The 13,550-nt window shown below is 66.5% G+C and carries 9 protein-coding genes and 1 riboswitch; of the genes, 6 read left to right on the plus strand and 3 right to left on the minus strand.

The features are described 5' to 3' along the window. Positions 1 to 713: 713 nt before the first annotated feature. Both IFT65_RS09120 and IFT65_RS09125 read left to right on the plus strand, forming a co-directional pair. On the plus strand, positions 714 to 4,388 hold the full coding sequence (locus IFT65_RS09120) for an autotransporter outer membrane beta-barrel domain-containing protein (protein WP_192081196.1): 3,675 nt from the start codon (positions 714 to 716) through the stop codon (positions 4,386 to 4,388). 117 nt (positions 4,389 to 4,505) lie between these two features. After that, on the plus strand, positions 4,506 to 5,462 hold the full coding sequence (locus IFT65_RS09125; protein WP_192081197.1) for a Nudix family hydrolase: 957 nt from the start codon (positions 4,506 to 4,508) through the stop codon (positions 5,460 to 5,462). 152 nt (positions 5,463 to 5,614) lie between these two features. On the opposite strand, the gene IFT65_RS09130 is transcribed toward IFT65_RS09125, so the two are convergent. Together IFT65_RS09130 and metF are read right to left on the minus strand one after the other, a co-directional pair. Beyond that, on the minus strand, positions 5,615 to 6,190 hold the full coding sequence (locus IFT65_RS09130; RefSeq protein ID WP_192081198.1) for a DUF4124 domain-containing protein: 576 nt from the start codon (positions 6,188 to 6,190) through the stop codon (positions 5,615 to 5,617). 46 nt (positions 6,191 to 6,236) lie between these two features. Beyond that, positions 6,237 to 7,064, minus strand: a complete 828-nt coding sequence (gene metF, locus IFT65_RS09135) for a methylenetetrahydrofolate reductase [NAD(P)H] (RefSeq protein WP_192081199.1) — start codon at positions 7,062 to 7,064, stop codon at positions 6,237 to 6,239. A 382-nt stretch (positions 7,065 to 7,446) separates the two neighbouring features. On the opposite strand from metF, the gene IFT65_RS09140 reads away from it, so the two are divergent. The 3 genes from IFT65_RS09140 to ybaK all read left to right on the plus strand — a co-directional run bounded on the left by IFT65_RS09140 (position 7,447) and on the right by ybaK (position 9,172). After that, the gene (locus IFT65_RS09140) at positions 7,447 to 7,869 is read left to right on the plus strand and encodes a hypothetical protein (protein ID WP_192081200.1); all 423 of its coding nucleotides are present in this window, start codon (positions 7,447 to 7,449) and stop codon (positions 7,867 to 7,869) included. Positions 7,870 to 7,899: 30 nt separating this feature from the next. Then, entirely contained in the window at positions 7,900 to 8,457 is a 558-nt protein-coding gene (locus IFT65_RS09145; RefSeq protein ID WP_192081201.1) for a DUF3228 family protein, read from the plus strand. Between the two features lie 247 nt (positions 8,458 to 8,704). Further along, positions 8,705 to 9,172, plus strand: a complete 468-nt coding sequence (ybaK, locus tag IFT65_RS09150; protein ID WP_192081202.1) for a Cys-tRNA(Pro) deacylase — start codon at positions 8,705 to 8,707, stop codon at positions 9,170 to 9,172. A gap of 138 nt (positions 9,173 to 9,310) precedes the next feature. On the opposite strand, the gene ahcY is transcribed toward ybaK, so the two are convergent. Next, positions 9,311 to 10,756, minus strand: a complete 1,446-nt coding sequence (gene ahcY / locus IFT65_RS09155) for an adenosylhomocysteinase (RefSeq protein WP_188326091.1) — start codon at positions 10,754 to 10,756, stop codon at positions 9,311 to 9,313. 35 nt (positions 10,757 to 10,791) lie between these two features. Beyond that, a riboswitch (S-adenosyl-L-homocysteine riboswitch) is annotated at positions 10,792 to 10,866 on the minus strand. Between the two features lie 109 nt (positions 10,867 to 10,975). Here ahcY and IFT65_RS09160 point away from each other — a divergent pair. After that, positions 10,976 to 13,480, plus strand: coding sequence for a prolyl oligopeptidase family serine peptidase (locus IFT65_RS09160; RefSeq protein ID WP_192081203.1), 2,505 nt, complete (start codon positions 10,976 to 10,978; stop codon positions 13,478 to 13,480). Positions 13,481 to 13,550: the final 70 nt, after the last annotated feature.

Here is a 13,550-nt window from a genome sequence, read left to right on the forward strand (position 1 = left end):
GTAGAGCCGACTTTAGTCGGCTGCTTTTTCCGCACACAGCCAGCCGCCGGTAGAGCCGACTTCAGTCGGCTGCTTTTTCCGCACATAGCCAGCCGACTGAAGTCGGCTCTACCAAGCCGCGGCCATCCCGCGACCACGCGACGTCCAAACCGCGACCAAGACGCCACCAGACCGCGACCAAACCGCCACCAGACCGCGACCAAGACGCCACCAAACCGCGTCCAAGCCACGTCCAAGCCACGACCAAGCCACGTCCAAGCCACGACCAAGCCACGTCCAAGCCACGACCAAGCCGCGTCCAAACCACGACCATCCAGCGACCATTGCAAGACGACGGCAAACCACCGCAGGAAGATCGCACGAGTGGTCGCAGGACCATCGCGAACGATGACGTTTCCTGCACTAAATCCAACGCATCGGTTTCATCTGCGTCTCCACAACGTGTAGGCCGATCGCAAAACACGCGACTACAAATGCATCACGCTCGCTATGCCTCGGGTGATGCGTGTCACCAATCAGCGTAGATCAGAAAACCCTTACGGACATATTGGTCAGATCCCCACACGGAAGTCGGATCACGCCCTCGGTATTTTCTGACATCACCCGTAGGGTCACAGGCCCCGCGCGTTCTTCAACTCGCAGGGTCCACTGCACATCCCCCGTGTGCGGGACGCGGTCCCCTCCGCGTCCAGATCGCTATCCCAAGGAGCTTCATGAACAGGATTTACCGCTTGGTCTTCAACCGGGCTACCGGCGTCATGCAGGTGGCCTCTGAACTGGCCTCTACACTTTCCGCACCGGCCCGCGCTGCCGTTGCGACGCGCCGTCGCTCGCCGCTGGGCGTTGCGGTGCTGGCGGCGCTCGGCCTCAGCGCCGCCTCCGTGCCGTCGGCCTTCGCCGTGCCCTACGACTTTACGTCCGACGAAGTGGTGGGCGATTCCCGCGTCTACGCCGACGGCTTCTTCATCGGCAACACCGGCGCCGTGGCCATCGATCTGGTCGGCAGCGGCAACCTGACCGCCAACGGCCTGGTGTCGCTGGGCACGGTCGCCGGCGCCAACGGCACGCTGCGCGTGATCGGGCCCACGGCCTACCTGCAGATGACCGGCGCTGCATTGCGCGTGGGTGAAGCGGGAACCGGCAGCCTGCAGCTGCTGGATGGTGGCAAGGCCACCTCCAACAACACGGTGTCGTTGGGCTACGGCGCAGGCGGCACGGGCAACGCCGTCGTGCGCGGTGCCGACTCCAGCCTCACCGCGCGCCAGCTGTTGGTCGGTCGCCAGGGCACCGGCACGCTGGACATCGATGGCGGGCGTGTCGCCACCACGATGGCCTACAGCGTGGTCAACAACTTCGGCCTCAGCGTCGGCTCTGACACTGCAGGCAGCGGTGCGATCAACGTCAGCAACGGTGGCGAACTGCTTGTCACTGACAACAACCTGTTGGTGGGACAGGTCGGACAGGGCACCCTGACGATCAATGGCGGCCGGGTCACGGCAGATCGCGGCATCTATGTCGGCGCGGGCACACAGTCCGGTGCCACCCAGGGCGGCCGCGGTGAGATCACTGTCAGTGGCGGTGGCCAGCTGGTGTCACAGGATCTCGTGCTCGGTGCGTCCAACAACGCCACCGGCACGCTGACCGTCAGCGGCGCCGGTTCGGTGGTTGATGCCACTACGGTGCGCGTCGGACAGAACGGCGACGGCACACTGCGCGTGCAGGACGGCGGCGTGGTCACTGCCGATGAAGTAAATGCCGAAAAGTACGACGCCTTGGGCAGTGGCGATTTCGGCCAGACCGGCAGCATCGTGGTCACCGGCGCAGGCTCGGCGATCCGCGCCGCACGCGTGGATGTCACCAACCACCTGCTGCTGGAAGCCGGTGGCGCCATCGAATCCGACCGTGCGGCGATCAAGGACAGCTTCGGCCCGACTACCGCCACGGCGCTCATCACCGGCGCGGATACCACGTGGACCAACACCGGCGCGATGGACATCAGCACCAACCTCGATGTGCTGGATGGGGCGGTCATCCGCAGTGATGCGGTGAACATCAGTGGCGGTCTCAACGACGCCAGCATGGCGCCCGTGGCGGTGGACGAACAGACCCGTGTGAGCGGTGCCGGCTCGGCCATCGAAGCGGCGAACGGGCTGACCGTGGGCGCGGTGCTGCTGAAAGGGCCGTACGGCATGCTGAGCGTGAGCAACGGCGGGCGGGTTGCCGGTGGCAGCGGCATCCTAATGGGTCAGAGCGGTTATCTGGTGCTGGGCGGCGGCATGGCGACGTGGTCCGTGGCCGACGGCGGTCCGCAGTGGCTGGCCGCGGAAGAAGCCGGAACACTGGACGGCGCGGCGATCTCGATGAACGGCAGCGCGGGCGGGCTGGTGTTCAACCACACCGGCGACATCGCACTGGGCAACACCATCCAGACCGTCTCGTCGGGAACGTCCAACGCCCACCTGCACGGCGGCGCGCTCACCCAGGTGGCGGGCACCACCACGCTCAATGGCGACCTGAGTGCCTTCGGCGGCGATGTCACCGTCACCGGCGGCACGCTCGTCATCAACTCGGACATGTACGCCGGCGCGGGCTATGCGGGCCCCAGCCAGGCCCTGCAGCAGCAGATCAATGTGCAGGGCGGCACGCTGGTGCTGAACGGTGCATCCGGCTTCCAGCAGGACATCGACTTCGGTGCCGGCCTGGGCAGCGAAGTGCGCCGCAGTTCGCTGGCCGAAGTAAGCGGATCCGGCGTGCTGGCAGGCAATGCGACGCTGGGCAGCACCTACGTGTTCAATGGCGGCACGCTGTCGCCAGGCAACGCCGGTGTCGGCACGATGACCATCGATGGTGATCTGTTCTTCAACACCAGCGCAGTACTCCCCGAACAGGTCGCCAACAAGGCGTTCTTTGACGTGGACGTGCTGGGCAACGGGCAGGCCGACCTGCTGACGGTGACCGGCAAGGCGAACATCGGCCGCGGCGCGAACCTCGCCAACTCCGGCGACACCGGCGTGCGCGTCACCGCACTGGATCCTGCGACCAGCTACCAGGACGGACAGACCTACACCATCCTGACCGCAGCAGGCGGGGTCGTCGGCACCTTCGACGACGTGATCTCCCGCTCGGCCTTCCTGGATACATCGCTGAGCTATACCGCCAACGACGTGCGGCTGAACATCGCGGTGAAGGACACCGGCCCGGTGGATCCCCCTGTTGATCCGCCGGTGGACCCGCCGGTCGATCCGCCGGTGGACCCGATCACCCCGCCGGTGGATCCGGTTACCCCGCCGCCACCGCCGCGCGTGTTTGTCACCGTCGCCGCCACCGGCAACCAGCTCGCCACGGCCGCTGCGCTGGATACGCTGCAGCAGTCCGGTGACGCCCTGGCGCTGTACAACCGCCTGCTGATGCTGGATGCGGACAGCGCACGCCTGGCGTTCGATGACCTGTCCGGCGAAATTCACGCCAGCAGTCGTGCGTTGTTGCTGGAAGACCGTTTCCTGCGCGATGGCATCGGCCAGCGCCTGCGTAGCGGCATGCCGGCCAGTGAGGGTGGCCCGTCCGCCTGGATCGGGGGCAGTGGCGCGTCCAGCCGCCGCGATGGCGATGGCACGGCAGCCCGCACCCGCGACCACCGTGAAGGCCTGATGGCCGGTGCGGACTGGAGCATCGGCGAGCGCTGGACGGTCGGTGTGGCCGGTGGCCCCGAGTCGCTGCGCCAGCAGGTCGATGCGCGCAACGCAACGACGGAAGTCGATGCCGTGCACGGCGGTCTGTATGGCGGATTCCGTGGCGATGCGCTGTACGTCAACGGGGGCGCCAGCTATGCGGACTACACGCTGGATACGCGTCGCACCGTGGGCGCGGGCACGGCATGGGGACAGTCGCTGTCCAGCCGCCGTGACGCGCACGCGATATCGGGCTTCGTGGAAGGCGGTTGGGATTTCCAGGTCGACGATGCGTTGACGCTGACCCCGTACGTGGCACTGGCTTACACGCGCCTGTCCACCGAGGGCGGCGTCGAATCCGGTGGCAATGCCGCCTTGGCGATCGCCTCCAGCAAGGACGAGGTGTGGACGACCACCGCCGGCGTGCGGGCCGCATGGGACATCAGCGGCGGTCAGCAGGACGGCGCACGGCTGGAAGCTGGGCTGGCGTGGCAGAATGCGGCCGGCGAACTGCGCGCGGATTCCCGCCACCAGTTCGTGGCCGGCAGCAGCCCGTTCACCGTCGTCGGCCTGCCGCTGGCCCGCAACGTGGGCATCGCCGAGCTGGGCGTGTCGGTCAACACCTCCAGCCGCAGCCGCCTGTCGCTGGCCGCCCAGGGCCGTGCAGGTGAAGGTCAGCGGGAAGTGGGTGCGCAGCTGAACTGGAACGTCGCGTTCTGAGTCACGGCTGAGCATGTGGACACGGCAACGGGCTCCTTCGGGGGCCCGTTGTCGTCTGGTCGCTTACGGCGTACAGGCATCTTGCGTCACCTCACTCGTTTTGGGCATGCTGCTTCCATGTCCTCCCCCAAACGATCGATACACGTGGTGGCCGGCGTCATCACCGACGCCCGCGGCCGCGTGCTGCTCAACCGGCGTACTGAACACAGCGATCTGGCCGGTCTGTGGGAGTTCCCCGGCGGGAAGCGCGAGCCCGGCGAAACCTCCGAACAGGCGCTTGCCCGCGAACTGCACGAAGAGCTGGGCATCGAAGCGGACATCGGTGACTGGCTGATGGACGTACCCCAGTGCTACCCGGACAAAGACCTGGTGCTGGAAGTGCGCCATGTACGCAGCTGGAAGGGCACACCGCGCGGTCGTGAAGGCCAGGCCATCACTTGGGTCGCGCCGGACAAACTGGGCCGCTACTCCATGCCCCCGGCCGACTTGCCGGTAGTGGCTGCGCTGCGCGAGCCGGATCGCTATCTGATCACGCCCGCGCCCCTCGAGGACGACATCGACAACGAGCGCTGGCACGAGCAACTGTGGCGCGCTGTCGACGCAGGTCATCAGCGCATCCAGTTGCGGTTGCCAGCCGATCATCCACAGCGTGCGCAGCTGTGCGAGTCCGCCGTGCGGCGTCACCGGGGCGTCAGCCAATGGCTGGTCAACCGGGACATCGAACTGGCCCGTCATCTTGGGACCGGGGTGCACCTTGGCGCAGAGCAGTTGACGGCATTACGCGAGCGCCCCCTGCCTGCCGAACAGCCCGTCGCGGCATCCTGCCATGACCTGCAGCAGCTGCAGGCAGCGCAGTCCCTGGGCTGCGATTTCGTAGTACTGGGGCCGGTGCAGCCTACCGCCAGCCACCCCGACGCCGCACCGATGGGCTGGGAGCGCTTCGCCGCGCTGCGCGCACAGGTCGCCCTGCCGATCTATGCGCTGGGTGGCCTGGGCGTGCAGGACATCACCACCGCGCGCCGACATGGCGCACAGGGCATCGCCGCGATCCGCGGCCTCTGGCCGACCGACTGACCGTGCCGTGGTAGCGCCGAAGGCAGCGGCAGGAGCCGCTGCCAACGTCGCTTGCGACGGCCCGTAGGGTGCCGGTCAGGACGACCGGCATAGCCACGCTCGGCGAGCGCGGCGGCGCGTCCGGCCCCCGCCGAGCCCGGCGCGACGTTACCTCACAGCGTGATCCAGAAACACCCGTACTGCCGCCGCAGGCCCAGCACGGTGCTCGAGGGCGTTGCCGTACCCGGCAACACCTGGTGCAGACGCAGGCCGATCGGGTTCGCGCGCGGCAGCGCTACATCGCCGGTCGACTCGGCCAGCGGCGTGCCCGGATCGGGCTCGTCCGTCGGATACACCGGCACGATATCGACCAGCGGGCGCCGCGCAATGGATTCCAGCTGGCCGAGGATGCGTTGTGCACCGACGTCGGACACCGCGCTCCACAAGTACAGCGTCGAGAGTCGATTGACGTCGTTGGCAGCGACTGCACCGCGCAACGCACCAACCAGCTCGCTCAGCCGACGCGGACAGCTTGCGCCCAGCGTATTGCGCTCCTGCGTGTTCCCTGCTGCCGGCGCGGTGGCTTCGGGTAAGCGTGCACGGGCACCCACGGCCTCACACGGGCGGTCGGTGTAAACGCTCTGCCCGCCTGCGTCGGTGCAGCGGTTGAGGCGCTGCGGTTGCGCATGGGCCGACGGCACGGCGCAAACCAACAGTAGCAGGGGCAGGCTGGCGGCGAAGATGTTCATTGCCTGCAGAGTAGCGGGTCACAGCCTGCCGTGGTGGTGTGCCGCCTCAGCTGCGCAGCAGCTTCAACACCGACGTTGTGGGCTTGGCCAGGTTCAACGTGTAGAAATGCAGGCCCGGCGCGCCGCCGTCCAGCAGGCGCTGGCACAACTGGGCCACCACCTCCGAACCGAACGCCCGAACGGCCGTGCTGTCGTCACCGTAAGCCTGCATCTTGCGGCTGATCCAGCGCGGGATCTCCGCACCGCACTGCTCAGAGAAGCGGCGCAGCTGGCTGAAGTTGGAGATCGGCATGATGCCGGGCACGATCGGTACCGTGACGCCAAGACGGCGTACGGCATCGACGAAGTGGAAGTAGGCGTCGGCGTTGTAGAAATACTGGGTGATGGCCGCATCGGCGCCCGCATCCACCTTCGCCTTGAAGTGCTTCAGGTCGGTCAGCGCGTCGGCCGCCTGTGGATGCGTTTCCGGATAGGCGCCCACTTCGATGCGGAAAGCGTCGCCGTGCTCGGCGCGGATGAAATCGATCAGCTCGGCCGCATAGCGCAGGTCGCCGGGATGGCCCATGCCGGAGGGAAGGTCGCCGCGCAGGGCGACGATGCGGGTGCAGCCGATGGCGCGGTACAGCTTGAGCAGCTCGCGTATTTCCTGCCGGCTGCCGCCCACGCAGGACAGATGCGGTGCGGACTCGAAACGGTGGTGCTGCTTGAGGTGGCGTACGGTCTCGGAGGTATAGCTCAAGGTGGACCCGCCTGCACCGAACGTACACGACACGTACTCGGGCGCGAAGCTGCGCAGTTTGGCCGCCGTACGGTCCAGCTGGCCGCGCTGTTCGTCGGTCTTGGGAGGATAGAACTCGAAGCTGAGAGAGGTCATGGCGGTAGCGGCAGCGGGCTTGAGCTCATTATATCTCTCCATCGCGATGGATATGCAAGTCATCAGGGTCGGGGCAGCGCGTGGCAGCCGTCTCGAGGCATTGCAGGTTTCCTGATGGACCGGCTCGGGGCGTAATGGGCAGGATGTGCAGGCCGGTGACGTAGAAGCACCGGCCGGGATTGGAGTCCTGTTACCTTTCGAAATTGGCTCTGTTTTGCCCCTTGGGCACGGCGGAGAATGCATCACCGCGCCAGCTCTCTGGCGGGCGATGCGTGGGGATCATATCCGCCGGTTTTTTCGTTAGGTCCGGTACTCCAACCCGCATCGTCCGCCGCCTCGCGCCTTGGCGCAGGCGGCCTCCACGTTAGCGAGGCTCAACCCCATGACGGATCCCGCTCTCCCTGTTGCGCGCCTGCGTTCGCTGATCGGTGATGACGTGCGCGAACTTGCCACCGAGGTGGCCCAGCACCTTGAACGCCTTCTGGAACGCAACGGCATGCGCGATCCCACGGGCCTGCGCGCCGCTGTAGAGCAGGAAAGGCCGCGCACCCCCTTGGACATCGCCAATCATCTGGATGCCTGCATCTTTGAAAGCGGCGGTGATCCCGGAACCTTGGCCGAGGCTTTGCGGGATGTGACCGATCCCGGCGACCTGCGCCGCATCGCACAGGCCTGTGGGCTCTCCTTCGATGTGCTGCAGCGGCAGCTGTCCGGCCGCCGCACGCTGACCTTCAGCACGGTGCTGGGCGCCCTGCGCGCGCTGGGTGTGGAGCTGCGCGTCAGCGTCGGCGCGCCTGTACCCTAGGCCTACGTTTCCCGCCCCGCCGTGCCTGCCATGTCCATCGTCCTGACCGAGTTCGCCCGTCCCCGCCTGTTCCCGCGCAAGCCCCGCGCCAACACCATCCAGGACTGCACGGCCGAGCAGTTCGTGCAGCACCTCAACGGCCACGCACCCTTGACGGTGCTCGAGGGCTACGCGCCGTTCTGCAAACTCTTCGTGTATGAAAACTGGACAAGCACCCGCTGCCTGACCGTGCCCATCACCGCGCAGAACCAGCACCTGCTGCGCAGCGGCTATGAAGCGCGCAATCGTGACGAGTTGCCGGTGCTGGTCCGCTGGTTCGAAGGCGTGGAGTCGCCGGTGGCGAACTATCTGGTGGTGATTCTGTACAGCGCCGAGCAGCTGGCAAAGGAAGGCTCACCGATCGATGCGGAGTGGGGCATCGTCGGCTGCATCTACACCGCCGAGCCGGAAGAAGTCCCGATGGCACCGATCACCATGATGCGCAACGCCTTGGGCGTGGAAGAGGGCGGATCCGGCGTGCCGCTGGACCGCGATGCCTACGCGCGAGCGGTCGCGTTCTGGGACAGCAACGCCAACTGGCGCCCATAACCCGCCGCTGCGCTCGCCGAGCACGGCTCGGCGCTACCAACAATGCGCGCAGGCGGTATGCGTGCGTGCCGATCAGCGGCGCCACCAACGATGCGCGCAGGCGGGATACGTGTCGGCCGATCAGCGGCCCTGGTAGCGCCGAGCCACGCTCGGCGAGCGCCCCGCGCGGTGCTCTGCGCCCTGCCGGCTGGCCGTGTAGGAGCCGCCGCTGCGCTCGCCGAGCACGGCTCGGCGCTACCATGGCGCGATGACGCCCGCCATCAACCTGCTCAAGCGCGAAAAGATCGATCACACCGTGCGCAGCTACGTCCATGACACGCACGCGGATTCCTTCGGTCACGAGGCGGTGGAAAAGCTGGGACTGATGCCGGAACAGGTGTTCAAGACGTTGGTGGTCACTACCGACGGCAACGAGCTGCTGGTCGCCCTCGTGCCCGTGTCCGGGCAGCTTGATCTGAAAGCATTGGCGCACAGCGCAGGTTGCCGTAAGTGCGAGCTCGCCCATGTCGACGCCGCGCAGCGCGCGACAGGGTATCTGGTCGGTGGCATCAGTCCGCTGGCGCAGAAGAAGCGGCTGCGCACGTTCATCGATATCAGCGCCGAGTCGCTGGCAACACTGAATGTCAGTGCGGGACGGCGCGGCCTGGAAGTGGAGCTGGCGCCGGGTGATCTGGCGCGGCTCACCCGTGCGGTGTTCTGCGCGATCGGACGGTAATGCCGAGCGGTGCACGTTGGCAGCGGCTCCTGCCGCTGCCTTCGGCGCTAGCGTGTTCGACAGGTACAACGGCAATGCTCAAACAGAAACGGGCGCCCGAAGGCGCCCGTCCATGGATCATCGCGGTGAACCGCTGGATCAGTAGCGGTAGTGATCCGGCTTGAACGGACCTTCCACCGGCACGCCGATGTAATCGGCCTGTTCCTTGCTCAGCGTGGTCAGCTTCACGCCGATCTTTTCCAGGTGCAGACGCGCCACTTCCTCGTCCAGCTTCTTCGGCAGCAGGTACACCTTCTTCTCGTAGCTGTCCTTGTTCGCCCACAGGTCGATCTGCGCGAGCGTCTGGTTGGCGAACGAGTTGGACATCACGAAGCTCGGGTGGCCGGTGGCGCAGCCCAGATTCACCAGGCGGCCGTCGGCCAGCAGGAAGATCGCGTTGCCGTTGTCGAACACGTACTTGTCGACCTGCGGCTTGATGTTGATCTTCTGCACGCCGGCAAGGGCGTTCAGGGCATCGACCTGGATCTCGTTGTCGAAGTGGCCGATGTTGCAGACGATGGCCTGGTCCTTCATCTTGCTCAGGTGCTCGATGCGGATGATGTCCTTGTTGCCGGTGGTGGTGACATAGATGTCGCCACGGCCCAAGGTGGACTCAAGGGTGTTGACCTCGAAGCCTTCCATCGCCGCCTGCAGGGCGCAGATCGGGTCGATTTCGGTAACCACCACGCGCGCGCCGTAGGCACGCAGCGAGGCCGCGCAGCCCTTGCCCACGTCACCGTAGCCGCAGACCACGGCGACCTTGCCGGCCAGCATCACGTCCATCGCGCGCTTCAGGCCGTCGGCCAGCGACTCGCGGCAACCGTACAGGTTGTCGAACTTGCTCTTGGTGACCGAGTCGTTGACGTTGATCGCCGGGATCAGCAGCGTGCCGGCCTGGGCCAGCTGGTACAGGCGGTGCACGCCGGTGGTGGTCTCTTCAGAGACACCCTTCCAATCCTGGACGACGCGGCCCCAGTAACCCGGGCGCTCGGTGGCCACGCGCTTGAGCAGGTTCTTGATGACCTGTTCTTCGTGCGATGCGGCCGGCTCGTTCACCCACGTGCTGCCGTTTTCCAGCTCGTAACCCTTGTGGATCAGCAGGGTGACGTCGCCGCCGTCATCGACCACCAGTTCCGGACCGGTCAGCGTGCCATCGGCCAGGGTGAAGGTCAGCGCGTCCAGGGTGCAGTCCCAATACTCTTCCAGCGTCTCGCCCTTCCAGGCGAACACCGGGGTGCCGGTCGCGGCGATCGCAGCGGCAGCATGGTCCTGGGTGGAGAAGATGTTGCACGACGCCCAACGCACGTCCGCGCCGATGTCCTTCAGCGTTTCGATCAGCACGGCGGTCTGGATGGTCATATGCAGCGAGCCGGTCACGCGCACGCCCTTCAGCGGCAGGTCGGCTTGGTGCTTGCGGCGGATCGACATCAGGCCCGGCATCTCGTGCTCGGCGATGTCCAGTTCCTTGCGGCCCCAGTCGGCCAGCGAGATATCGGCAATCTTGTAATCACCTTCGGTGGAGAAGGTCTTGGCAACAGCGTTCATTCATTGCTCCGGTTGTGGACGAGCGGTTGCTCGTATCTAGCCGGGCGCCGTTTTACATTGCCACCCTCCGAGCCTGGCCGGGTTGTCCGGTCGCAGCGCCCCTCGGCAGGGGAAGAGGCCCATTATATCGCGGCCCGGGGGGCCCCCAACCATCGGCAGGGTGTGAACGGCGCGGCGGCTGTTAAGGTCGGGGTTCAACAAGCAACTGAAGGGGTGGACATGAGCAAGCGTGTGCGGCGTACGGGCCGATGGAAGGGGGCGGTGCTGTCGATGGCGTTGCTGGCGGTCGTGCCGACCGCGTGGGCCGCGACCCCGCAGGTGACAACGGCGAGTACCGAGGTCGCCGGCTACCAGCTTCCCTCCGCCGCGTTGCAGGCGGTCGTCGACCAGCCGCGCGCACCCGGCTTGTTCCTGTCGCCGCAGCGTGATCTGGCCGCCATGCTGCAGATGCCGCCGCTGCCCTCCATTGGCGTGGTGGCGCAGCCCGAACTGAAGCTCGCCGGCCGCCGCATCAATCCGCGCACGTTCTCTGACAGCCGCTTCAGTTACGGTGCGAAACTGTGGCTGATGGGCATCGGGGACGGCAAGGACCGGCAGATCAGCGGGCTGCCGCCCGTGCTGTCTGTTGCCAGCCTGGCGTGGTCACCGGATCAGAAGTGGCTGGCCTTCAACCAGGTCGATCCGGCGAGTGGCGCCAATGAGCTGTGGCTGGTGGACGTGGCCAATGCCAGTGCACGACGCCTGCGCGGTGACCTGAATACCGTGCTCGGCGATGGCTACCAATGGCTGCCGGACAGTCGCGGCCTGCTGGTGATGAGCCGCCTTGCAAACGCAGGGGCGCCACCGTCCAGCGATGTCGCCCCCACCGGCCCGGCCGTGCAGCAGACCAGTGCGGGCGCCGGTGTGGTGTCCATCCGCACCTATCAGGACCTGCTGAAGAACGAGGCCGACGCCCGGTTGTTCGATTACTACGCCACCAGCCAACCGACCGAGATCGGTCTGGACGGACAGGCCAAGGCGGTGGGGATGGCCGGTGTATACCTCGGCCTGAGCCTGTCGCCTGATGGCAGCTACCTGCTCAGCCAACGTGCGCAGCGGCCCTATTCCTACGTGGTGCCGGTGAGCAGCTTCCCGCGCCGCATCGAGGTGCTCGACCGCGGCGGCAAGCTGGTCCACACCGTCGCCGTGCGGCCGCTGGTGGAAGGCCTGCCGACCGGCAACGACGCGGAGGTGACCGGCGTGCGGGACATCAGCTGGCGCGCGGATGTGCCGGCAACCCTGGTATGGGCCGAGGCGCAGGACGGCGGCGACCCGAACCGCGAGGCGGCGATCCGCGATGCGGTGCTGATGCAGGCCGCACCGTTCGACAAACCGCCGGTGACGCTGGCGCAACTGGGTAGCCGCTATGCCGGCATCACCTGGGCGCGCGGTGACCTGGCCCTGCTCAACGAAGCGTGGTGGAAGACGCGCCGCAGCAAGACCTGGCTGATCGCCCCGGATGAGGCAGCGACGGATCCGAGGCTGCTGTTCGACCGCGATGCACAGGACCGTTACAGCGATCCGGGCAAGCCGGGCACGCTGCGTGATGACAACGGCCGCGCGCTGCTGCAGACCAGCGCCGATGGCAACAGTATTTACTTCTACGGAGCCGGTGCATCGCCGGAAGGCGACCGGCCGTTCCTTGACCGCTATGAGCTGGCCAGCGGCAAGACCACGCGGCTCTTCCATTCGCAGGCGCCGACGTACTCGGTGCCCATCGCCCTGCTGGGTGCTGATGCATCGTCGCTGTTGTTCACCCGCGAGAGCCCGGAGCAGCCCGCGAATTTCTACGTGCAGCCGCTGGGTGACGCTGCCGTTGGCGTGGCACCGCGCGCGCTGACCACCTTCGCCCATCCCTTGCCGGCACTGCGGGCTGTCAGCAAGGAACAGATCCGCTACAAGCGGAAGGATGGCGTTGACCTCACTGCAACGTTGCTACTGCCACCGGGGTATGACCCCAAGCGCGATGGCCCGCGGCCGCTGCTGATGTGGGCCTACCCGGGCGAGTACAAGAGTGCGGCAGCCGCAAGTCAGGTCACCGGCTCGCCCTATCTGTTCAACGCCATCAGCTACTGGGGTCCGCAGGCGTTCCTTGCGAAGGGCTACGTGGTGCTGGCCAGCCCGACCATGCCGATCATCGGCGAGGGCGACAAGGAGCCCAACGATACGTATCTGGAGCAGCTGGTTTCCAACGCACAGGCCGCGGTGGATGAAGTGGTACGGCGCGGCGTTACCGACCGCGACCACATCGCCATCGGCGGGCACTCCTATGGTGCCTTCATGACCGCCAACCTGTTGGCCCACAGCCGCCTGTTCAAAGCCGGCATCGCTCGTAGCGGTGCCTACAACCGTACGCTGACACCTTTCGGCTTCCAGGCCGAGGAGCGCAATTACTGGCAGGCGCAGGACACCTATCTGAAGATGTCGCCCTTCAACTACGCGGGCAACATCAAGGACCCGATCCTCTTCATCCACGGCGTGGACGACAACAACTCCGGCACCTTCCCGATGCAGAGCGAGCGCATGTTCGCGGCAGTGAAGGGGCTGGGTGGGACCTCGCGGCTGGTGATGCTGCCCAACGAATCGCACGCGTACCGCGCACGCGAGTCGATCATGACCATGCTGGCCGAGAGTGAGCGCTGGCTGGAACAGACCATCGGCAAGGGCGAGCGCATCGGCCGGTGACAGGAGCGGGATGCATCCGACGGCCAGCGGCCGTCACTACCGACGCGGCGGCCGTCTGTATCGAGGCCGC

Source organism: Stenotrophomonas sp. CFBP 13725 (assembly GCF_014841935.1).
Taxonomy (GTDB): domain Bacteria; phylum Pseudomonadota; class Gammaproteobacteria; order Xanthomonadales; family Xanthomonadaceae; genus Stenotrophomonas.

Coding starts and splice junctions, on each gene's coding strand:
- IFT65_RS09120 (WP_192081196.1), top strand. CDS start 714: ATGAACAGGATTTACCGCTTGGTCTTCAACCGGGCTACCGGCGTCATG.
- IFT65_RS09125 (WP_192081197.1), top strand. CDS start 4,506: ATGTCCTCCCCCAAACGATCGATACACGTGGTGGCCGGCGTCATCACC.
- IFT65_RS09130 (WP_192081198.1), bottom strand. CDS start 6,190: ATGAACATCTTCGCCGCCAGCCTGCCCCTGCTACTGTTGGTTTGCGCC.
- metF (WP_192081199.1), bottom strand. CDS start 7,064: ATGACCTCTCTCAGCTTCGAGTTCTATCCTCCCAAGACCGACGAACAG.
- IFT65_RS09140 (WP_192081200.1), top strand. CDS start 7,447: ATGACGGATCCCGCTCTCCCTGTTGCGCGCCTGCGTTCGCTGATCGGT.
- IFT65_RS09145 (WP_192081201.1), top strand. CDS start 7,900: ATGTCCATCGTCCTGACCGAGTTCGCCCGTCCCCGCCTGTTCCCGCGC.
- ybaK (WP_192081202.1), top strand. CDS start 8,705: ATGACGCCCGCCATCAACCTGCTCAAGCGCGAAAAGATCGATCACACC.
- ahcY (WP_188326091.1), bottom strand. CDS start 10,756: ATGAACGCTGTTGCCAAGACCTTCTCCACCGAAGGTGATTACAAGATT.
- IFT65_RS09160 (WP_192081203.1), top strand. CDS start 10,976: ATGAGCAAGCGTGTGCGGCGTACGGGCCGATGGAAGGGGGCGGTGCTG.